Source organism: Chromobacterium sp. Panama, assembly GCF_003052555.1.
In the GTDB taxonomy this organism is placed as follows: domain Bacteria; phylum Pseudomonadota; class Gammaproteobacteria; order Burkholderiales; family Chromobacteriaceae; genus Chromobacterium.
Genome location: NZ_QARX01000001.1, coordinates 1556064 through 1576852 on the forward strand (window position 1 = coordinate 1556064; position 20789 = coordinate 1576852).

General features: G+C 64.2%; 19 protein-coding genes. 9 read left to right on the plus strand and 10 right to left on the minus strand.

Features of this window, described 5'->3' with window-relative positions; translation table 11 throughout:
- The first annotated feature begins 160 nt into the window (after positions 1 to 160).
- On the plus strand, positions 161 to 316 hold the full coding sequence (locus tag DB032_RS24090; RefSeq protein WP_158274252.1) for a hypothetical protein: 156 nt from the start codon (positions 161 to 163) through the stop codon (positions 314 to 316).
- A gap of 60 nt (positions 317 to 376) precedes the next feature.
- Entirely contained in the window at positions 377 to 1198 is an 822-nt protein-coding gene (locus DB032_RS07105) for a hypothetical protein (RefSeq protein ID WP_146176599.1), read from the plus strand.
- A 7-nt stretch (positions 1199 to 1205) separates the two neighbouring features.
- Here the strand turns inward: DB032_RS07105 and DB032_RS07110 are convergent, their stop codons facing one another.
- The 10 genes from DB032_RS07110 to DB032_RS07155 all read right to left on the minus strand — a co-directional run bounded on the left by DB032_RS07110 (position 1206) and on the right by DB032_RS07155 (position 11345).
- On the minus strand, positions 1206 to 2111 hold the full coding sequence (locus tag DB032_RS07110) for a sensor domain-containing diguanylate cyclase (protein WP_107798856.1): 906 nt from the start codon (positions 2109 to 2111) through the stop codon (positions 1206 to 1208).
- Between the two features lie 75 nt (positions 2112 to 2186).
- Positions 2187 to 3524: a gluconate transporter gene (gene gntU / locus DB032_RS07115; RefSeq protein WP_107798857.1), complete on the minus strand. Its 1338-nt coding sequence runs from the start codon at positions 3522 to 3524 to the stop codon at positions 2187 to 2189.
- Between the two features lies 1 nt (position 3525).
- Positions 3526 to 4053: a gluconokinase gene (gene gntK, locus DB032_RS07120; protein WP_107798858.1), complete on the minus strand. Its 528-nt coding sequence runs from the start codon at positions 4051 to 4053 to the stop codon at positions 3526 to 3528.
- A gap of 206 nt (positions 4054 to 4259) precedes the next feature.
- Positions 4260 to 5261 (minus strand): substrate-binding domain-containing protein, encoded by a 1002-nt coding sequence (locus tag DB032_RS07125; protein WP_107798859.1) that lies wholly within the window; start codon positions 5259 to 5261, stop codon positions 4260 to 4262.
- Between the two features lie 219 nt (positions 5262 to 5480).
- Complete coding sequence (locus DB032_RS07130; RefSeq protein WP_107798860.1) at positions 5481 to 6947, minus strand: GDL motif peptide-associated radical SAM/SPASM maturase; 1467 nt, start codon at positions 6945 to 6947, stop codon at positions 5481 to 5483.
- Between the two features lie 80 nt (positions 6948 to 7027).
- Positions 7028 to 7630: a DUF1842 domain-containing protein gene (locus tag DB032_RS07135; protein ID WP_107798861.1), complete on the minus strand. Its 603-nt coding sequence runs from the start codon at positions 7628 to 7630 to the stop codon at positions 7028 to 7030.
- Between the two features lie 45 nt (positions 7631 to 7675).
- Positions 7676 to 8299 carry a DUF1842 domain-containing protein gene (locus DB032_RS07140; RefSeq protein ID WP_107798862.1) on the minus strand — a complete coding sequence of 208 codons (624 nt, stop codon included), beginning with the start codon at positions 8297 to 8299 and terminating at the stop codon, positions 7676 to 7678.
- A 47-nt stretch (positions 8300 to 8346) separates the two neighbouring features.
- Positions 8347 to 8535, minus strand: a complete 189-nt coding sequence (locus tag DB032_RS07145; protein WP_107798863.1) for a DUF1843 domain-containing protein — start codon at positions 8533 to 8535, stop codon at positions 8347 to 8349.
- 291 nt (positions 8536 to 8826) lie between these two features.
- Positions 8827 to 9777: a succinylglutamate desuccinylase/aspartoacylase family protein gene (locus DB032_RS07150; protein ID WP_107798864.1), complete on the minus strand. Its 951-nt coding sequence runs from the start codon at positions 9775 to 9777 to the stop codon at positions 8827 to 8829.
- The gene (locus tag DB032_RS07155) at positions 9765 to 11345 is read right to left on the minus strand and encodes an ABC transporter substrate-binding protein (protein ID WP_107798865.1); all 1581 of its coding nucleotides are present in this window, start codon (positions 11343 to 11345) and stop codon (positions 9765 to 9767) included. Before DB032_RS07155 ends, DB032_RS07150 begins: the two co-directional genes overlap by 13 nt.
- A gap of 134 nt (positions 11346 to 11479) precedes the next feature.
- Between DB032_RS07155 and DB032_RS07160 the strand changes: the two genes are divergently transcribed.
- The 7 genes from DB032_RS07160 (at position 11480) to DB032_RS07190 (ending at position 20356) form a co-directional block, all read left to right on the plus strand.
- The gene (locus DB032_RS07160; protein WP_107798866.1) at positions 11480 to 12703 is read left to right on the plus strand and encodes a D-amino acid dehydrogenase; all 1224 of its coding nucleotides are present in this window, start codon (positions 11480 to 11482) and stop codon (positions 12701 to 12703) included.
- 34 nt (positions 12704 to 12737) lie between these two features.
- A complete protein-coding gene (locus DB032_RS07165) occupies positions 12738 to 13349 on the plus strand; it encodes a M15 family metallopeptidase (RefSeq protein ID WP_107801724.1) in 612 nt (203 codons plus the stop codon).
- Between the two features lie 281 nt (positions 13350 to 13630).
- On the plus strand, positions 13631 to 14818 hold the full coding sequence (locus DB032_RS07170; protein WP_107798867.1) for an O-succinylhomoserine sulfhydrylase: 1188 nt from the start codon (positions 13631 to 13633) through the stop codon (positions 14816 to 14818).
- Positions 14819 to 15020: 202 nt separating this feature from the next.
- Positions 15021 to 15668 carry a TetR/AcrR family transcriptional regulator gene (locus DB032_RS07175; RefSeq protein WP_019102939.1) on the plus strand — a complete coding sequence of 216 codons (648 nt, stop codon included), beginning with the start codon at positions 15021 to 15023 and terminating at the stop codon, positions 15666 to 15668.
- A gap of 90 nt (positions 15669 to 15758) precedes the next feature.
- Positions 15759 to 18212: an acyl-CoA dehydrogenase gene (locus tag DB032_RS07180; RefSeq protein WP_107798868.1), complete on the plus strand. Its 2454-nt coding sequence runs from the start codon at positions 15759 to 15761 to the stop codon at positions 18210 to 18212.
- Between the two features lie 126 nt (positions 18213 to 18338).
- Complete coding sequence (locus DB032_RS07185; RefSeq protein WP_107801726.1) at positions 18339 to 18716, plus strand: acyl-CoA thioesterase; 378 nt, start codon at positions 18339 to 18341, stop codon at positions 18714 to 18716.
- 185 nt (positions 18717 to 18901) lie between these two features.
- Complete coding sequence (locus DB032_RS07190; RefSeq protein ID WP_107798869.1) at positions 18902 to 20356, plus strand: OmpP1/FadL family transporter; 1455 nt, start codon at positions 18902 to 18904, stop codon at positions 20354 to 20356.
- The last annotated feature ends 433 nt before the right edge of the window (positions 20357 to 20789 follow it).

A 20789-nucleotide genomic window follows, 5' to 3' on the forward strand; every position in this document is an offset into this window, starting at 1 on the left:
GTCGAGGGCGAATATAAATGATAATCGTTATCCATTGCAATACGGTGATATTGCGTACAGATGATATTGATTCCACATTTTTTGACTAGGGATATAGGGGGAATACTGTTTTTTTGAAGCGCTTGGGTCGTGAGAAGGGTCTGGGATTAAGGAGTTGTCCTTGCCGGTCGATAAAGTTTGGAAAGAGCGACTAAGCGGGCAAGACGGTGGGCTACTCAGGGATGAAGAGGGAGTGGTTGGCTATGCGATTTGCTTGTCTGGAACAAGAATGCAATTGACAATCATTATCAATAAAAATATCGTAGCCGCCAATTGAACCGCTTGCATGGCAGGCGCAGGATGGAGAGCGACAATGTATTTTGAAGGCAGCGATAGCATGGACGGTGTTCCCGATAGTGCGCAGACGGCGGAGCCGATGGGCTTACTGCGTTTGCCCTCGCCGCGGGAACTGATGGCCGACGCGATGGCGGACGACAGGGCGCGGGAGACGGTGGCGCGCGGCCGCCGTCTGACTCAGGCCGCGATAGCCGGAACGGGGACGCGCCGCCTGCTGTTGCTGCGTTTGCCGCTGCCGGCCTTGCTGGAGCAGGCTGAACAGCTGAGCGCCTGGCTGTCGCGGGAGGCGGGCTGGAGCGTGTTGGCCCAGCCGCTTGCCGTCGCGACGACGGGGCGCGGACGACAAGCGCTGTTGGAGCAAAGAAAGGTTTATCTGCGATGCCTGGCCGCGGGCGTTCCCTTGGCGCATGTCTTGATTCAGCCCAATGAGATGGCGTATCTGAGCGATCTGGTCAGCGCGGTGTTGCTGCCGCCCACCGTGATCGAGAGTCAGATTCATCGGGAGCTGGCTTCGGCGTTGCCATGCCCGGTATTGCTGGAGCCCGGCGACGCGGACAAGCTGCAGATCGCTCGCGACGCGCGCCAGGCGGTGGCGGCCAGCCATCGTTTCCCGATGCTGCTGAACGAGGGGCGGGTGGGCCTGGTGGAAAGCGCCGGCAATCCGGACGGCGCGGTGTTGCTGGGCGCGGGCATGGCGGCCGGCGGCGCGCCGCATTTGCTGGCCTTCGACGACGCGCCGGAGCGCGCGGAAGACTGGGCGCCGGCTTGCGGCGGCCTGACGCTGACCGCGTCCAGCGTGGCGGCGGCGCAGCGGCGATTCCAGCGCTGGCAAGCGTCCGAGCTGTTGGCCACGGCCGACTGAGCCGGTTTTAACGCACGCTGCTCACGCAATCCCGCCCGCTGCCCTTGGCGTGGTACAGCGCTTCGTCGGCGCGCGCGTAGCAGCTGGCGATGTCGTCGTCGGGCCGCAGCTCGGTCAGCCCGATCGAGCAGGTGTAGCCCAGCTCCGGCTTGGCCGCCAGGGGGCGGTCCAGCCGCGCGGCGGCGAGAATCCGTTCACAGCATTGCTCGGCCTCCAGCAGCGAGGTTTGCGGCAGCAGCAGCATGAATTCCTCGCCGCCCAAGCGGCCGAAGCCGTCTCTTTGCCGCAGCTGAGCGCGCGCGGTTTGGACGAAGCCGCAGATGACGTGGTCGCCGGCCGGATGGCCCTCCAGGTCGTTGATGCGCTTGAAGTGGTCGAGATCGAGAATGGCGAGACAGGACGGCGCCGCGTGCTGAAGCCGCTGCTGCAACAGCAGTTGCAATAACTGCATCAGATGGGTGCGGTTGCTGATGCCGGTCATCGGGTCGGTCTGGGCGGCGCGCACGGCCACGTCGCGGGCCTGGCGCAGTTCGCGCTTGTCGGCGCGCAGTTCGGTGATGTCGCTGGCCTGGCACAGCATCCAGCCGTCCGCGCTCATGGTTTCCGTCATCCACATCCAGCGGCCGTCGCATAGATCGGCCTCGAAAGCGCGGTAAGGCAGTTTGCCGCGGCGCGAACAGGCGGAGCGCAGCCAGGCTTCGATATCGTCGGTTTCTATCCGCGAGCCTTGCTTCTGCCGGTAGTTTCGTCGCATGAGTTCCGCCCAACTCAGGTGTTCTTCTTGGGACAGGAAGAAGCTTTGGCGAAAGGCGGTGTTGGCGTAGCGCAGCATGTCTTGCGGGTCGAACAGCGCGATCAGGACCGCGCTGTCGTCCAGCAAGGCAAGCAGAGTGGTGCAGAGGGGGTCCGTCATGGCGGTGGGCTACTCAAGCGTGTTTCAGTGAGTATCGTACCCGGCGGCCATGCTTGCCAAGGCGCATGCCGCGCGTCACAGCATGGCGAAGGCCGCCATGCCGACCAGCGCGCCGGTCGTGCCCAGTATGGTCTCCATCAGCGACCAGGTTTTCAGCGTCTGAGTCTCGTCGGCGCCGGTGAATTTGCCGAACAGCCAGAAGCCGGAGTCGTTGACGTGGCTGAGCACGATGGAGCCGCCGGCGATGCAGACGGACAGCGCCGCCAGCTGCGCGCCGGACAAGCCCATGGTCTCGATGGCCGGCAGCACCAGGCCCACCGTGGTCAGGCAGGCGACGGTGGCCGAGCCCTGTATGACCCTGACCGCGGCCGCCAGCGCGAAGCAGGCGACGGCGATGGGCAGGCCGGCGCCGATCAGCGCGTTGCCCAGCGCCGGCCCCACGCCCGAATCCACCAGCACCTGCTTGAACACGCCGCCGGCGCCGGTCACCAATAGGATGATGCCGGCCGGTTGCAGTGCGGCGTTGCAGATGCGCATGACCTGTTCCGCGTCCATGCCGCGGCGGATCGCCAGGCCGTAGATGGCGATCAGGCAGGCGGCCAGGATGGCGCTGAACGGGTGGCCGATGAACTGCAGCCAGTGGTAGACGGCCGAGCCCGGCGCGGCCAGATGGCTGCCCAGGGTCTTGCAGGCCACCATGACCAGCGGGAACAGCACCAGGGTCAGGCTGAAGGCGAAGGAGGGCATGCGGCCGCGGTCCAGAGCCGGCTCGCTGATGTCGTCCGGCAGCGCCAGGCTGACGTGCCGGCTGATGAAGCTGCCGAACAGCGGTCCGGCCAGCAGCATGCCGGGAATCGCCGCCGCCAGCCCGATCAGAATCATCCAGCCGAAGTCGGCTTGCATCTGCGAAGCCAGCAGCATGGGCGTGGGGCCGGGCAAGAGGAAGGCCGCCGCCGCGGCCACGCCGGCGAACAGCGGCACCGCCAGCTTGACCACATTGCCGCCGGTGCGGCGCGCCACCGCGAACACCACGCCGATCAACAGCACGATGGCGACGTCGAAGAACAGCGGCAACGCGCAGACCAGGCCGGCCACGCCCAGCGCGTAATGCGCGCGCCGTTCGCCGAAGCGGCTCAGCAGCCGGTCGGCGATCTGATCGAGCGCGCCGGTTTCGTGCAGGATCTTGCCGAACATGGCGCCCAGCGCCACCACCACGGCGAGGAAGCCCAGCGTGCCGGCCATGCCTTTTTGCATGGTGTCGGCGATTTTCTCCACCGGCATGCCGGAGGCCACGCCGGCGCCGATCGAGACCAGCATCAGCGCGATGAAGGCGTGCAGGCGCGCCTTCATCACCAGCAACAACAACAGAGCGACCGAGCCCAGCGCGGTCAATACCAGGGTTGCGATGGACATGTCAGCGCTCCTGGCGGGACTGGATCAGGCGCAGCGCGCCGGCGACGACGCCGTCCAGCTCGGGGCGGATGTCCAGGGCGTGGACGTCGGTCTCGTCCGGCCCCGGCTCTTCCAGCGCGGCGAATTGAGAGGCCAGCATGTCGGCCTTCTGGAAATGGCCTTGCCGGGCTTGAAGCCGTTGCAGGATCAAGTCGAAGTCGCCTTTCAGATAGAGGAAGGACAGCTGGGGGTTGCCGGCGCGCAGCTGGTCGCGGTATCGCCGTTTCAGCGCGGAGCAGACGATGATGGACAGCGCGTTGCTGCGTTGCATGGCGTAGGCGGCGTCGCTGAGCGCGGCAAGCCAGGGCAGCCTATCGGCGTCGTCCAGCGGCGTTCCGGCGGCCATTTTGTCGATATTGGCGCGCGGATGCAGGAAATCGCCGTCCAGCACGGCGCATGTCAGGTGTTGGGCCAGCCGCGCGGCGAGCGCCGATTTGCCGCAGCCGGAGACGCCCATCAGCACGTAAACCTGATGTGGTGTGGAATTCATGAAGCCACTCCAATGAGTTGTCGCTTTCGTTTGAAGGCGGATCGTGATTGTTACCGGTAACATCATGCCGATGACAATATGTCGGCTTTGCGGCGAGCAGGCAAGCGTTTTGAGCGCCGGGCTTGATCCGGAACCGGCGTCATCGCTTGAGGGCTTGATTGCTAAGGGATTTTACGGGGAGGCCGGTGTCGTATTCCGGCACCGGCTTAGACGCTGCCGCCCAGGCTCAGGGTATAGCCCAGGTCCACGACCGGATCGGCGTAACGCTGGCCGTGGATGCGGCCGAGCAGGCGTTGCGCCGCCAGCCGGCCTATCGCTTCGCGCGGCGTGACCACGCTGGCCAGCCGCGGGTGCAGCGCGGCGCCGATGTCCAGCGCGTTGAAGCCGGCGACGGCGATGCGCTCCGGCACCGCCAGGCCCATGGCCTGGGCCTCCAGCAGCGCGCCGGCGGCGATGTCGTCGTTGGTGCAGAACACGCCGTCCAGATCCGGCGCGGAGGCCATGGCCTGGCGCAGCATTTCGCCGCCAAGCTGAAAGCTGGAATGTTGTTCGGTCTGGATCTCCAGCGGGATCAGCCCGGCTTGCTCCATCGCCGCCCGGTAGCCGGCGGCGCGCAAGCGGGTGCGGCGGTCGAGACGGGCGGCCAGATAGGCGATGCGCCGCTTGCCGCGCGCGATCATGGCCCGGGTCATGTCCTCGGCGGCGGCCTGATGGTCCAGGCCCACGGCCAGGTCTATGGGCTGGGTCGGCAGCTCCATCACTTCCACCACCGGGATGGCCGCCACCTGCAGCATGCGCAAAGTGCGTTCGGAGTGAACGGTTTCGCACAGGATCAGCCCGTCCACCTGGAAGGACAGCAGCTGCTCCACCTGCCGGGTTTCCTGTTCGATGTCGTAGCAGTAATGGCCGTAAAGCGTGTGGTAGCCGGCCTCGCGGGTCATGGCTTCGACGCCGTGCACCAGGCTGGAGAACACCTGATTGGACATGGACGGCAAGAGCACGCCGATGGCGCGGCTCTTGGCGCGGGCCAGCAGGTCCGGCACCCGGTTGGGGATATAGCCCAGTTGCTCCATCGCGCCGGCGATGCGCTGGCCGGTGGCGTCCGACACCAGGCTGGCGTTGCGCAGATAACGGCTGACCGTCATCTTGGAAGTGCCTACCCGGTCGGCGATGTCCTGCAGCGACGGGCGGCGCGGCTTATCGCTCATGACGCGGGCCCGGCAAGGCGGAAGCGACGGCTTCCGGGGATAGGGCGAACGGCGCGAAACGGTTCATGCGGGCATCGGGCTCCCATGGCGGCGTGGTGAGGCTAGGCAAGCCGCGATTGTAGACCGATTTTCGTCAAATGAGCTATGGCCAGTGGATGGCCGTGGCGGCGGCGCCGAGTTTTTTGGCATAAAACCGCGTTTCGGCGCCGGCGCGGCGTCTTAATCGTCCGGCAAACCCAGCAGGCGGCGCAGATTGTTGATCACCTGCTGGCGTCTGGCCTGTTCTTGCAGGTAATCGCGTTCGGCGGCGGCGACGTCGGCCGCGCAGTGCGGACAACAGGTCTCGTCGGGGTGGATGTATTGCTGGCACTGCCGGCACAGCGCCAGCTTGGCCGGCGGCCGGCCTTCGCGCGGCGTGGCCTTGCCCTTGTTTTTCCAAGTCAGCGCGATCACCTGGCCGCTGCGGCTGATGCGGCCGACTTCCTGGCCGCTGGTGATGTCCTCGGTGATCAGGTCGAAACGCCCGACGGCGAAGGAGGCCGGCGCGGCGTCCTGCAGTTTGACGATGCGCTCGCGCAGGCCCTGTTTTTCCAGTTCCAGCGCGCGGTAATGGCAGTAGGGATTGTTGCCGGGCTTGCCCAGCAGCGAGTGGGAGGTCCAGGTGCAGCCGCCGCGGCAGACGTCGTTGTAGTAGCAGCCGCGGCAATAACCCCATAAATCGTCCACTGAGCGCAGCCGGCCGAAATGGATGCCCTCGCTGTGGTGCCAGATGTCGTCCAGGCTCATGTCGCGCACATTGCCGCCGGAAAAGCCGACGGTGGCCAGCGAGGGACAGCCCTTGACGGTGCCGTCCGCCTCCAGCGCCAGCACGGTCTGACCGGCGGCGCAGCCGCTCCAGTGCACCCGCTCGTCGCCGAAGCCGCGCCACAGCCGCTCGTAAGGGCCGTAGTAGCCGATATTGTTGCCCACGTTCATCAACAGGCCGCGTTCCACCCCCTCGCGGTAAAGCCGCGCCAGCAAGGGCATCAGCTCCAGCAATTGGTAGGGCTGCAGCAAGAGTTCGTCGTTGTCCACCGCATTGCCCATCGCCACCGTCAGCTGGATCTGCCAGTGGGTGGCGCCCAGCTCGATGATCTGATCCATCAGCGCCGGCAAGTCCGGCATGGTGGCCGCGCCGATCTGGGTGTTGACGCTGACGGCGAGGCCGGAGGCCTTGGCGCGGCGCAAGGCGTCCACCGCCTTGTCGAAAGCGCCCGGCACATTGCGCACCTTGTCGTGCAGGGGCGCGAGGCCGTCCAGCGACACGCCGACGCCGTTGAGGCCGGCGTCTATCGCCTGTTGCAGCCGGGCGGGGTTCAGATTGCGGCCGCCGGTCTGAATCGCGCAATACATGCCGTGGCCGCGGATGGCGCGGATCAGCTGGGTCCAGTCCTTGCGCAGATAGGCCTCGCCGCCGATCAAGGTGATTTCGCGGGTGCCCAGCGCCGCCAGCGCGTCTATCACTTCCAGGCATTCGGCGGTGGACAGCTCGTTGGGGCGGCGGTGGCCGGCGCGGGAGCCGCAGTGCAGGCATTTCAGATCGCAGGCCAGGGTGATTTCCCAAACCACGTGCACCGGGACGTAGCGCTTGAAGTCTTCGTCGTCCAGATAGCGTGCAGGGCGGACGGCGGGGCTGTCGTCTAGCATGGGCGGGTCCTTGAGAGAGGGCGAGGAGCGCCCGGCGGGCGCTCCTGGGCTTTGAACAAGCGCGGATGAGGCGGGGCGGTTTAGTGCCTGCCTTCGAGGCGGGCGATTTCAGCATGAAGCTGCTTCAGCGCGGCCTCGATATTGTCGTGCTGCTTCAGCTGCTCTTCCGCCTGGCCGGCCAAGGACTTCATCTGCGCCAGATTGCTGCTGACGCGCGATTGTTGCAGCGCGGCGGCGTACAGCGGGATGGGGTGCGGATAGGGCTTGCTGCCGGCGCGCGGCTCCGGGTGCACGGCCGGTGCTTCGGTGACGATGGCGTGCGCGACGGTGTGCCAGGCTTCCTGGTAGAAGAAGCGATAGCTGGCGTGGCCGTCCTGCCAGTCCTGATCGAGGATGCCTTGCAGATGGAAGGTTTCGGCGATCTGGCTATTGGGCGAACTGGGGCTGCCCTCCAGCGACAGCACGATGTGATGCTCGGCCGACGGGTCCAGCTTGGCCTGGCTGTAATGGCCCCAGACATTGGCCTGGAACTGCAGCGGCGGACTGACGCTCTGGGTGATGCTGGCGTGGCCGCTGATCTTTTTCTGCGGCGTGTCGACCAGCAAGTCCAGGGTCAGGACCGGCGCGCCCAGCACCGGTTGGGAAATGAGGTAACGGACATGGAACAATCCTGTTGCTGACATGGAGCACTCCTTGACGAATGGGAAGGTATCGGCGCGCGCGCCTGCTTATTTGCGGTCCAGCTTGGTGATTTCCGCCTTCAGCGCATCCAGTTCCTTGCGCAGTTGCGGCTGGGCGTCCAGCTGCTGTTTGGCGTAAGCGGCCAGGGTTTTCATATGGGCCAGGTCGCCGCTGGCGATGGCGCTTTGGATCGGCACGCCGTACAGGGCCATGATGGGCGGATTGGGCAGGATCACCGGGCCGGGTTCCAGCGGCAGCGGGAAATAGCGGGATTTCAGTTCCGGGTTCAGCTTGGCCGGCACATTGTCCACCTCCACCCATGTGGAGCCGTCGAGATAGCTGTAATTGGCGATGCCCTTTTTCCAGTCGTGGCTGAGCACCAGGTGCAATTTGAAGTTGGTGGTGTTGCCGTTGTGGCCTTGGGCGGAGATCAGGATGCGGCCCTCGCTGGTCGGCACCACGCCCAGATAGGCGTATTGGCCGTGAACATGGGAGTGCAGGTTCAGCGGCGGGTGGAGGCTTTGGTTGACGACGTGGGCGCTGCCGGTCACCGAGTGGGTGGGGGGCGCCACCAGCAGGTTCAAGAGCAGTGTCGGCGCGCCCGCCAGATCGTTGCCGATGAGGTAGCTGACGGGGAACAATCCGATTTCAGTCTGAGTATTGCCTGACATAAGACCTCCAAAACTAAAGGTGAGGGATGCCTCGGGCTGCGCGGCGCTCAGCGCCGTTCCAGACGAGTGATTTCCAGCTTCAATTGCTCAATGGCGGCGTGCAGATCGCCGTATTGGTGCAGATGCTGCTCGCCTTGCTCCAGCAAGGTTTTCATCTGCGCCAGGTTGCCTTCGGCGATCGCCTGATGAATGGCGACGCCATAAGGCAGCGTTTGATGCGTGGGAAGATGGCTCATGGTGTTCACTTCCTTGCGCTGAATGATTTGAGGTGGACGCACGGCCAGGGACGACCGGGCGCGGTAGCGGCTGCCGGCCGCGCGGCAGTGCTTATCGGTGTAGCAGTTGGGGTGGGGGGCGTGCTGGCCTAAATGGCGGTTTTTATGAAAAACAAATACTTAAGTGGAAATGCTGAGTCGTGCAGAATGGCGCTGGGAGCCGGTCTTGGAAAGTGAAATGCTCATGCGGCGCATGAGCATTTCGAAGCGGTGGCCGCGCCTCGCTGCGCGTGGCGGATCGTCAACAGCTTCTCAAAAGCGGGAGGACGCCCGGGCCAGATAGAACCACTCCTGGCCGCTAGGGCTGCGGGGGTTGGGGAAGACGATGCGGCCGTCGTCCAGCGCCGTTACCGGGCTGCCGTCGGCGCGCCAGCCTATCAGCTCGCCTCTGCTCACCGGGTCGAAGCTGGTCCAGTCGCGGGCGAAGCGGTCGCCGTCGTCAAGCTTGTCCACCACCTCGTACAGGCTGAGCGCCTCCAGAGGCGCGGGCGCGGGGGGCTGCGCGTCCATCATGCCCAGATGAGCCAGCGTATTGACGATGGCCTGGTAAGCGACGCGCGGCGCGGCCGGGTCGTCGTGTTGGCCGCATTCCAGCGTTAGCGCCCAGCCGCCTTGTTGGCGCATGTACTCGGTGGTGCCGACGCCGTAGCGGACGTCGCCGTCCGGGGTCTTGCCGCGCCGGTTCACGCCCAGCGCGTAAGTGGCGAGCCAGCCGTCCACCGCGCGGGCCACGCCCAGCCTTTGCGCCAGCGCTTCTTCTTGCGCGGCCAGGGCGAAGGGCTCCAGCTCGCCGGCGTTGTCGCGCGGTCCCAGGAACACGAAAGCCTGGCCTTGGGACTGGAAGGAATGCAAGTCCAGCAAAACCTCGTGCTCCGCCAGCAGCGGACATAACCAGTTGGCGACATGGTCTTCGTAATCGCGCGGCGCGTCGCTGGGGGCGAGATGGCGGTTCAGATTGCGTTCGCCGCCGCGCTGGCCCAACTGAAAGGCCAGCGGATTGCTCACCGGAACCAGGGTCAGCCGGCCGGTGCGCAAGGCCAGCGCGCCTTGTTCCAGCTCCGCCATCAGCCGGCGGACGGCGAGCGTGCCGCAGCCCTCGTTGCCGTGCACGGCGGCGGTGACGATCAAGCGGGAGCCGGCCCGCAAGCCCTGATAACGGTGGCTGACGAAATAGGGCGGCCAGCTTGGGTTTATTTGAGCCATACGTCCTCGAAGTCGAAAGAGCCGTTGGGATTCATCACGAAACCCTGCACATTGTTGCGCAGCGGAATGTAAATGCGGGAATGGGCCATGGTGATCCAGGGGCGCTCGTATTTGAAAATCTCCTGGGCTTTCAAATAGTACTGGGCGCGTTGCTTCTGCTCGGTGGCCTGCCGGCCCAGCAGCAGCAGCTTGTCGAACTCGGGGTTGCAAAAGCGCTGGCCGCCCTTGCTGACGCTGCAGGACAGCGAGTTCCACAGGAAATCGTCCGGATCGCCGGAGTTGCTGGTCAGGCCGGACATATAGACATCGTGTTCGCCGGCGGCGGCGCGTTTCAGGTATTCGCCCCATTCGTAGGATCGAATATTGGCCTTGACGCCTATCCTGGCCCAGTCCTGCTGGATCATCTGCGCCATCAGCTTACCGTTGGGGTTGGTCGGCCTTTGCACCGGCAGCGCCCACAGATCGAGGGCGAAGCCGTTGGGGTAGCCGGCCTGGGCCAGCAGCGCCTTGGCCTTGGCCGGGTTGTATTCATTGCGGGTTTTGGGGTTCCAGCTCCAGGTGGACGGCGGGTAGGGGTTGACCGCCTGGGTGGCGCCGCCCTTGGGGAACATCGCCTTGAACAGGGCGTCGCGGTTGATGGCGATGTCCAGCGCCACGCGCACTTCGCGCTTGGCGAATTGCGGCCGTTTCAGATTGTAGGCCAGATAGGAGATGTTGCTGGCGCCGGTGGCGGCGATCTTGATGTTCTTGTCGGCGTTCAAGGTGTCCAGATCGGCCTCGCGCACCGCCGCGGCCACCTGGCATTCATTGGCTTTCAGTTTCTGGATGCGCACTTGAGGATCGGTGACGATGGCGAAAATCAGGCTGCGGGTTTTCTGCGGCGCGCCCCAGTACTGGGGGTTGGCCTCGTAGCGCACGGTCGAATCCTTGGCGTAGCTCTTGAAGCGGTAGGGGCCGGTGCCTATGGGCTGCAGATTGATCTGCGCGGGCTTGCCGGCCTGCAGCAACTGCTGGGCGTACTCCGCCGACTGCATGCCGGCGAAGCCCATCGCGAAGAAGGTCAGGAAGGTGGCGTTGCGTTCTTTCAGCCGGATCTTGGCGGTGTTCGGGTCCAGCTTTTGCACCGAGTCTATCAGCTTGACCAGGCCGTAGCCGTCCGGGCCGGTCAGCGGGGTCTTGAACGCCTGGTTGAACGGCAGCTCCGGCCGGATCCAGCGGTTGACGGTGAAAACCACATCGTCGGCGGAGAAGTCGCGGCTGGGCTTGAAGTAATCGGTTTGATGGAATTTGACGCCGCGGCGCAGCTTGAAAGTGTATTCCAGCCCGTCCGCCGACACGCTCCAGCTTTCCGCCAGCCCAGGGCGCAGCGCCACGCCGCCGCGTTTGAATTCGGTCAGCCCCTGAAAGACGGGCTTGACGATGTTGTAGGTGGAGGCGGTGTCCCACATCGCCGGGTCGAAGCCTTCCGGCGCGGCTTCCGCGCAAAAGACCAGGGGCTTGGCCGCCAGCGCGGCGGCGGGCAGCGCGCCGGCCAGCAGCAGGGAAAGGGAGAGGATCGATTTTGTCATTTACGCTATCCTGAGTTCTTGTTCGCGGCAGGCGAATTGTCCGTCATCTACCGCTGTCGGTCCAAGGTCTTGGCGATTGGTTCCCGGCGTCGAAAGCCGACTTTGCGGTTTGACGGACTTTGCGAGGGGGCGGAATGGACGAAGCGAGGGTGCTGATCGTGGGCGCCGGCGTGATTGGACTGTGCAGCGCGTGGCGGCTGGCGCGGGCGGGCTGGCCGGTCACGGTGCTGGAACGGCGCGGCGAAGCGGCGGCCGGCGCCAGCCACGCCAACGGCGGCCAGCTAAGCTACAGCTATGTGGCGCCGCTGGCCGACGCCGGGGTGCCGGCCAAGGCGCTGGCCTGGCTGCTGAGCGCGGACGCGCCGATGCGTTTGCGCCCGCGTTGGGACGCGGCCCAGTGGCAATGGCTGTGGCGCTTCTACCGCGCCTGCAACCGCGAGGCCAACCGCGCCGGCAGCGCCCAATTGTGGCGTTTGGCGCAAAGCAGCCGCCAGCAGTTGGACGCGCTGCGCGCGGAAGGCCTGGAGGGGTTCGCCTGGCGGCGCAACGGCAAGCTGGTGCTGTACCGCGGCGCGGCGGCGCTGGAGCATGCGCGACAAGGCGTGGCGGCCTTGAGCGAGCTGGGCGCGCGCCAGCGCTTGCTGGACGCGGACGCCTGCCGCGCGCTGGAGCCGGCCTTGGCCGGCTTGAGCGGGCCGCTGGCCGGCGGGGTGCATACCCCGGATGAGGAGGTGGCGGATTGCCGGCTGTTCTGCCTGGCCATGCAGCGAAGAATGCGCGACGAGGGTCTGGACGTAGAGTTCCGCTTCGGCGAGGAGGTCGTAGGCTTCGAACTGGCCCAGGGGCGGGTGCGGCAAGTTTGGCTGCCCGGAGGCGCTCTGCCTTGCCGGCATCTGGTGCTGGCCGCCGGCGTCGGCGGCGCGGGGCTGGCGCGCAAACTGGGCCTGCGGCTGCCGCTCTACCCGCTGAAGGGCTATAGCCTGGACATGCCGGCGGGCGAGGGTTTGCCCGCACTCAGCGTCACCGATTTCGAGCGCAAGATCTTGTACGCGCCGATAGGCGGCCGTCTGCGGGTGGCGGCGGCGGCGGACCTGGTCGGCTATGACGAAAGCCCGGACCCGCGGCGCGTGGCCGGCTTGCGCCGGCAAGTGATGCGAGATTGGCCGCGGGCGGGCCGCCTGGAACAGGCGGCGGAATGGGCCGGCTTGAGGCCGGCGACGCCGGACGGGGTGCCCATGATAGGCCGCGCGCCCGGCGGACCAGCCAATCTGTGGCTGAATCTGGGACACGGCGCCTTGGGCTTCACCTTGGCCCTGGGCAGCGCCGAGCGGCTGGCGCGGGAGATGGCGGGGGAATGAGGGCCGGGGGATGGACGAGGGAAGCGAGGCGAGCATGAAAGCGGTGATCGGGATGGAGGACTTGGCGGCGCATCCGGAATACCTGTCGATAGCGGACATCGACGGGGTGAGACTGGACCTGCGCTATGCCTGCGCCAACAATTTCGTGGGGCGAAACCTTTACGGCGAGGCGGCGCCGGCCTTATTGCACCGCCGCGCGGCCGAAGGCCTGACCATGGCCGCGCGCGAGCTGCGCCGGCTGCGTCCCGGCTTCCATTTGCTGGTTTTCGACGCGCTGAGGCCGGGGCGGGTGCAGCGGGTGCTGTGGGACATCGTCAAGGACACGCCGCAGCGCATCTACGTCGCCGACCCGGCGCGCGGTTCGATCCACAGCTTCGGCATGGCGGTGGACCTGAGCGTGGAGGATGCCGACGGGGGCGAACTGGACATGGGCACCGGTTTCGACGACTTCACCGAACGGGCGCAGCCGCAGCGCGAGGCGGAGCTGCTGCGGACCGGCAGGCTGAGCGAGGCGCAAGTGGCCAACCGTCAGCTGTTGCGCCATTGCATGAGCCAGGCCGGCTTCAACGGCATCGCCACCGAGTGGTGGCACTTCGAGGCGGCGGATCGCGACTGGGTGCGCGCGCATATGCTGCTGATCGAGTGAGCCGGCCGCCGTCGCCGGCTGGCGCTAATGCCGCCGGGCCGGCGGCTTTATGCCCGGCAGGCATTTAGCAAACCGCGGATTTTCAGGCAATATGGCCGTTGGCCTTATCCTTGGCGCCTGTTCATGCTCCCGCGAGGCAAGGCGAGACAAGGCCTTGCGGCTGGGAAAGCGGAGTGTGCGCACGGCGCATGAGCCTTTCGAAGCAGTATTCGCCGCGCCAGGTCTCATGACGCGCAGCCGATCGTGAACAAATTCTTAGAAGCACCCGCAGAGAAACATCAATGGCATCCGACAATATCGAACAAGCCTGTTGGCACCCGGAAACCCAGGCAATCCGCGGCGGCCGCGAAATCAGCGATTATCGCGAGCACAGCCAAAGCCTGCATCTGACTTCCAGCTTCACCTACGATTCGGCGGAACAGGCTGCGGCCATGTTCCTGGGCGAACTGGACGGCTACACCTATTCCCGCTTCACCAACCCCACCGTCGCGGCCTTTCAGCAGCGGCTGGCGCTGATGGAGGGCGGCGAGCGCGCCATCGCCACCGCCACCGGCATGGCGGCGATCCAGGCCATCATGATGAGTCTGCTCAAGGCCGGCGATCACATCCTGTCCTCGCAAAGCCTGTTCGGTTCCACCACCAATCTGTTTGCCGGCCTATTGGCCAAGTTCGGCGTGGAAACCACCTTCGTCGACGCCACCGACCTGCAAGCCTGGCGCGACGCGGCGCGGCCCAATACCCGTTTGTTGTTTCTGGAGACGCCGTCCAATCCGCTGACGGAAATCGCCGACATCGCCGCCATCGCGGCTATTGCCCATCAGCATGAGGCCCTGCTGGTGGTGGACAACAGCTTCTGTTCCCCGGCCTTGCAGCAGCCGCTGAAACTGGGTGCGGACCTGGTGATGCACTCCGCCACCAAATACCTGGACGGCCATGGCCGGGTGATGGGCGGCGCGGTGGTGGGCAGCGACGCGCTGATCGAGCAGATCTACCTGCACGTGCGCACCGCCGGCCCCACCTTGGCGCCGTTCAACGCCTGGGCTTTGCTCTCCGGCATGGAAACCCTGCATCTGCGGATGGAAAAGCACAGCGCCAACGCGCTGGAGTTGGCGTGCTGGCTGGAAGCGCAGCCGGCGGTGGAGCGGGTGTTTTATCCAGGGCTGGCCAGCCATCCGCAATATGAACTGGCCTTGCGTCAGCAAACCGGCGGCGGCGCGGTGGTGTCCTTCGTGGTCAAGGGGGGCAGGGCCGAGGCCTGGCGCGTGGTGGACCGGGTCCAGCTGATTTCCCGCACTGCCAATCTGGGCGACGTCAAGTCCACCATTACGCATCCCGCGTCCACCACCCACGCCCGCATCACGCCGGAAGCCAGGTCCAAGGCCGGCATCGTCGAAGGCCTGTTGCGGGTGGCGGTGGGCCTGGAGCATGTCGAGGATCTGAAGCGGGATTTGGCGCGCGGCCTTGACTAAACGCTTTCAACATGTGTTTCATTCAAACGGCAGTCTAAAATACGGACTGCCGCTTTTGTTGCCGCCCTGAGAGTTTGGCCCGAGCGCCGTCGAGACATGTCTTGACATTCGTCAAATTAAAACGTAAGTTTGAAACGCTTGTTCGAAAACTGAAATGAGCAAGACCATAAAACCAGCAAATACAAAAAAGGCACTGGAGAACATGGAAGCAAGCCGCCCCGATACCGCCACCCGCATTCTGGACGTTGCAGAACGCTTGTTTGTGGAGCACGGTTTCGAAGCGACCTCGCTGCGTATGATCACCCAGCAAGCCGAGGTAAACCTGGCCGCGGTGAATTACCACTTCGGCTCCAAGGACGCGTTGTTCGAGTCCGTGTTCATGCGCAGACTGGCCCCGCTGATAGCGGACTGCCTGGCGGAACTGGACAAGCTGGAGGCGGAGGCCTCGGAGGAGAAACTGTCGGTGGAAGGCTTGGTGCTGTCGTTCATACGGCCCTGCCTATCGCTGTCCAAGGACCCGTCGCGCGGCGGGGCGATGTTCGTGCGCCTGTTGTCGCGCACCTTGGTGGAGAACCACCGCCTGTTGCGCGAAACCATCTCCCAGCAGTACAGCGTGTTCGTCCAGCGTTACAGTCGCGCGTTTCAGCGCGCCTTGCCCTTGCTGGACACGGAGCAGTTGGCCTGGAGAATGCATCTTGCGTTCAGCGTCATGTTCAATGCCTTCGCCGGCAACGATGTGCTGAAGATCTTCACTCGTAGTCAGATCGTCAGCGCGCGGGATCCGGACATGATCGTCAAATACCTCGTGCCCTTTGTCATGGCTGGCCTGGTCGCGCCCATGGAAGGCTGATTCCGGAGCGCAGGGCAGGACGCGTCGACCAAGGCCGCGTCCCTTGCTGTTGCCGCCGGAATGGAAGGGTCAACACGAGGGTAAAACAAAATGATATCTGCCGTTGTTCTGGTCGTGCTGCTGGGTGCGCTGGCGTATTTCCGCGCGCCTGTTCTGGCCTGGACCGTGGGGCTGGCCGCCTGGCTAGCCGCGCTCCAGTTCGTCTTCCATTGCCCGCTGCCGCCGGCGGCCTGGGCTGTTTTCGCGGTGATCGCCGCCGTTCTCAATCTTCCGCCCTTGCGCCGCGCCGTGTTCACCGGCCCGGTGTTCGGCGTGTTCAAGAAAATCACGCCGGCGATGTCCCAGACCGAGCAGGAAGCCATCAACGCCGGCACGGTCTGGTGGGATCGCGACCTGTTCTCCGGCAAGCCGGACTGGAACCGCCTGCTGTCCTTTCCCGATCCCAAGCTGACGCCGGAAGAACAGGCCTTCATCGACGGCCCCACCGAACAGCTGTGCGCGATGATTGACGATTGGAAGATCACCCACGAGCTGAAGGATCTGCCGCCGGAAGTGTGGCAATTCATCAAGGACAACGGCTTCCTGGGCATGATCGTCAAAAAGCAGTACGGCGGTCTGGAGTTCTCCAACTACGCCCACGCCAAAGTGGTCACCAAGATCGCCACCCGCGGCGGCACCGCCGCGGTATCGGTGATGGTGCCCAACTCTCTGGGCCCGGGCGAATTGCTGCAGCACTACGGCACCGAGGAGCAGAAGGATTATTATCTGCCGCGCCTGGCCAAGGGTCTGGAGATTCCCTGCTTCGCGCTGACCAGCCCCTATGCGGGCTCGGATGCCGGCAGCATTCCCGACTACGGCATCGTCTGCCGCGGTTCCTACACCCATCCGCGCACCGGCGAGCGTTTCGACGACGTGCTGGGCCTGCGCGTCAGCTGGGAAAAGCGCTGGATCACCTTGGCCCCGGTGGCCACCATCCTGGGCCTGGCGTTCAAGATGTACGATCCCGAGCATCTGCTGGGCGATAAAGAAGACCTGGGCATCACCTGCGCGCTGGTGCCCACCGAACACGAGGGCGTGGCCATCGGCCGTCGCCACTTCCCGGGCGGCGCCGCCTTCATGAACGGCCCGACCTGGGGCAAGGACGTGTTCATTCCGCTGGACTGGATCATCGGCGGCCGCGAATTCGCCGGCCAGGGCTGGCGCATGCTGGTTGAGTGCTTGTCGGTGGGCCGCTGCATTTCCCTGCCGGCGATGTCGGTGGCTTCCGGCAAGATGAGCACCTTCGTCACCGGCGCTTACGCGCGCATCCGCGATCAGTTCGGCCTGCCCATCGGCAAGTTCGAGGGCGTGGACGAGGCGATGGCGCGCATCGGCGGCTACACCTATCAGATGGAGGCCTCGCAGGACCTGGCCTTGACCGGTCTCGATACCGGCGAGAAGCCGTCGGTGCTGTCCGCCATCCTCAAGTACCACAACACCGAGCGCATGCGCAAAGCCATCAACGACGCGATGGACATCCATGGCGGCAAGGCCGTGGTGCTGGGGCCGCGCAACTATCTGGCGCGCGCCTATCAGGCGATTCCGATCGGCATCACCGTGGAAGGCGCCAACATCCTGACCCGTTCGATGATCATCTACGGCCAGGGCGCGATCCGCTGCCATCCCTTCGTGCTGCGCGAAATGAAGGCGGCGATGACCGACGACGGCAAGGAATTCGACGCCGCCATTACCGGTCACATCAACTTCGTGATCAGCAATGTGGTGCGTTCGCTGTGGCTGGGTCTGAGCGGCGCCCGTTTCGTCGGCGCGCCGCGCGGCGGCGAAGTCGGCGCCTACTATCGTCGGCTGACCCGTTTCTCCAGCGCCTTCGCCTTGCTGTCCGATATGGCGATGTTCAGCCTGGGCGGCAGCCTGAAGTTCCGCGAGAAGCTGTCCGCGCGTCTGGGCGACATGCTGTCCGGTCTTTACATCGCCTCCGCCTGCCTGAAGCGCTTTGAGCGCGACGGCGCGCCCAAGGAAGACCTGGCGGTGTTGCAATGGTCGGTGGAAAACGCCTTGTACGATGTGCAGCAGGCGATGGACGGCTTCCTGGCCAACTTGCCCAGCCGCATGCTGGCGGCGGTACTGCGCAAGCTGATCTTCCCGTGGGGCCTGACGCTCAAGCCGGCGTCCGACCGCGTCGGCACCCAGGTGGCGCGCGCGATGATGGAGCCGGGCGCGACCCGCGAGCGGCTGACGCGCGGCATGTATCTGCCCAAGGAGGAAACCGATGCGGTGGGCGTGCTGGCGCACGCGCTGGAAGCCGTGCTGGCCACCGAGCCGCTGGAGCAGAAGCTGCGCAAGCTGGCGCGCGACGGCAAGTTTGTTTCTGTCACCGCGAGAGAGCGTCTGGCGGAAGCCTTGGCGGCCGGTTTGCTCAATCAGACCGAGTTCGACGCCGTCAGCCGCGCGCGCAAGCTCAAGCGCGACGTGATCATGGTGGACGATTTCGACAAGATGCTGGAGCAACATGACGATAAGCTGCTGCAACGCTTGATCTTCTGAGCGTAAGGGGTAAGATTTGCCGGGATCCGTCCCGGCATTTCACGCCAGCGGCTGGCAGACGGCCGCTGGCGTGAAATGATGAAAAGTCGCCAAGATCGAGCGATGAACAAGAACAAAGGAGTGAGCATGGACCGCCCTGAAGTCCGGATTCCCACGCTGCGCGTGCGCGCGCTGCCAACCAGCACCAATGCTTACGGCCGAGTCCAGGCCGGTTGGCTGATGAATCAGATCGACATGGCCGGCAGCCTTGACGCCGAGCGCCTGTCGCGCGGCCCGGTGACCACGGTGGCGGTCAACACCTTTCAATTCGCCGCGCCCATCCTGCTGGGCGACGTGGTGGACCTTTATGTGGAACGGCTGAGAATAGGCCAGAAATCCATCACCCTGAAAATCACCGTCGAAGCGGAGCGCATCGATGGCTCGCACGAGGCGATCACCGAAGTGGTGGCTACCTATGTGGCGGTGGATTGCGATGGAAAATCGCGTCTTTTAGGTGTTATTTAGCGCATTTCCATGCTTTTTTGCGTGCTTGTTGCAGAAATGTCTCATTAAACGTTTGTTTGGAACAAACACTCCAAAACCTTGTGGAATTGCTCTAATTCTCTGGTAGCATCAAATATGACCAGTGCTTGTTATTGGTCATCTAACACCTAAGAACACTATAGCAACGCCAAAGAGAGAGGGAGAACATGAAACTCAAGCACCTCAGCCTGTCCGTGATGGTCATGGGCGCAACATTCGGTCTAATGTCCACCCAGGCCGTGGCCTCGGGTTATCAGTTTGGTTCGCAGAGCGTGTCCGGCCAGGGCACGGCGCATGCCAACGGCGCCGAGGCCAACGATCCTTCCACTATTTTCGCCAACCCGGCCGGTCTGTCCCGGCTGGAGGGCACGCAGTTTTCCGGCGGCGCGACCTTGGTCGTGCCGCATTCCGAGTACACCGATAACGGTTCGACCAATATTCTTGGCAAATCGATTGGCGGCGGCAATGGCGGTTCCTTTGCGCCCAAGGCAGTGGCGGCGCCCAACTTTTACCTGTCGCACAAGCTGAACGACAAGATCAGTCTGGGCTTTGGCGTGTTCGTGCCCTATGGCGCCAAGTTGGACTATGGTTTCGACTGGGCCGGCCGTTATGCCTTGAAGAGTGTGAATCTGCAATCGTTCAACTTCAACCCTTCGATGTCGTTCAAGCTGGATGACCGCCATTCCTTCGGCTTTGGTCTCTCCGCGCAGTATATGGACGCTAAGCTGCAGCAGATGGCGGATGCAACCTCCGGCCTGACCTTGAAGGTTGCTAGTGGGCTACCCGGTGGGTTGACTCCTGGTAACCTGAATACGGCTGCGGGCCTGCTGGCTGCGGCAGGAGTTCGTGGAGATGGGCTTGCCGATGTTCAGGGGGATGATTGGGGGTTTGGCTGGAATGTCGGCTATATGTTCAGCCTCGATGAGAATACCCGGTTTGGTTTGGCCTATCGCTCGAGCATTAAGCATACTCTGAGTGGCTCTTCCACTTGGACATTTAATAATGTCACCGGCTCTCTCTCTGGGGTGCCTGCAGCAACTCTCGCTAAAGGGGCTCATCCGAATGCCTCGGCTAGGGTAGATGTCACTACGCCGGAAACCGCATCGGCCAACTTCTTCCATCAGTTGAATCCGAAATGGGCGGTGATGGGCGATGTGACCTGGGTGGCCAACTCGCAAATGAAGGACATCGTGATCCAGCAGTCCACCGTGGGTGGAGTGGCTCAAGGCGATATGGTGATTCACCAGAACTGGCGCGATACCTGGCGTGTCTCCTTGGGCGCCAACTACCAGTACAGCGATGCCTGGCTGTTCCGCGGCGGCGTGGCTTGGGAGCAATCGCCGTTGCAGTCCGACAAAGATCGTCACCCGGCGCTGCCGGATAGCGACCGCCTGTGGCTGTCGCTGGGCGCAAACTACAAGATCAACAAGCAAAGCTCGGTCGACGTCGCCTATAGCTTCATCAACTTTACCAATGCCAATGTGAACTATACCGACGGCTGCAGCCCGGCGGGCAAGAGCCCGACAACAGGCGCGGCGTGCACCGGCAACGGCGGTACGGTCAAAGGCAGCTACAAGACCTATCTGCAGTTGATCGGTCTGCAGTACAACTATCGGTTTTAATTGAATCGGCGCCACTGGGCGCGCGGATTTCGGGTCGGGCGGGCGCGGTGGCGCTCGCCCGGTTTTTGCGTCTGTGCCGTGCCGGTTTTCCCGCTTGTTTTCTCTCTCTATTTTTCCATGAACCCCCTGTTTTTTTGCCCAAATTGGGTTAGACTTATTTGAGAGAAAAGCGAGTGTTTGATATTTTTCAATGCGGATCTTTTCCAGCTGCGCTTGATCCGCCGCGATAGTGGCTGCCGGCGCGGTTTTTCAGTAGATTGACGGATGTCCGCGGCGGAGGGGAAGCCATCTCTCGCCAGGCTTCCGGGCGGGCCGGGCTTCATCATAATCATTCTCCCGGCCGGCCGAGTTGTGCCGGCTGCAGCGGCGGCGCGCCGCCGACTCAGCGCAAGGACGAACAACGCCCGTCCTTGAGGCAGGCTGAGCAGGCGAG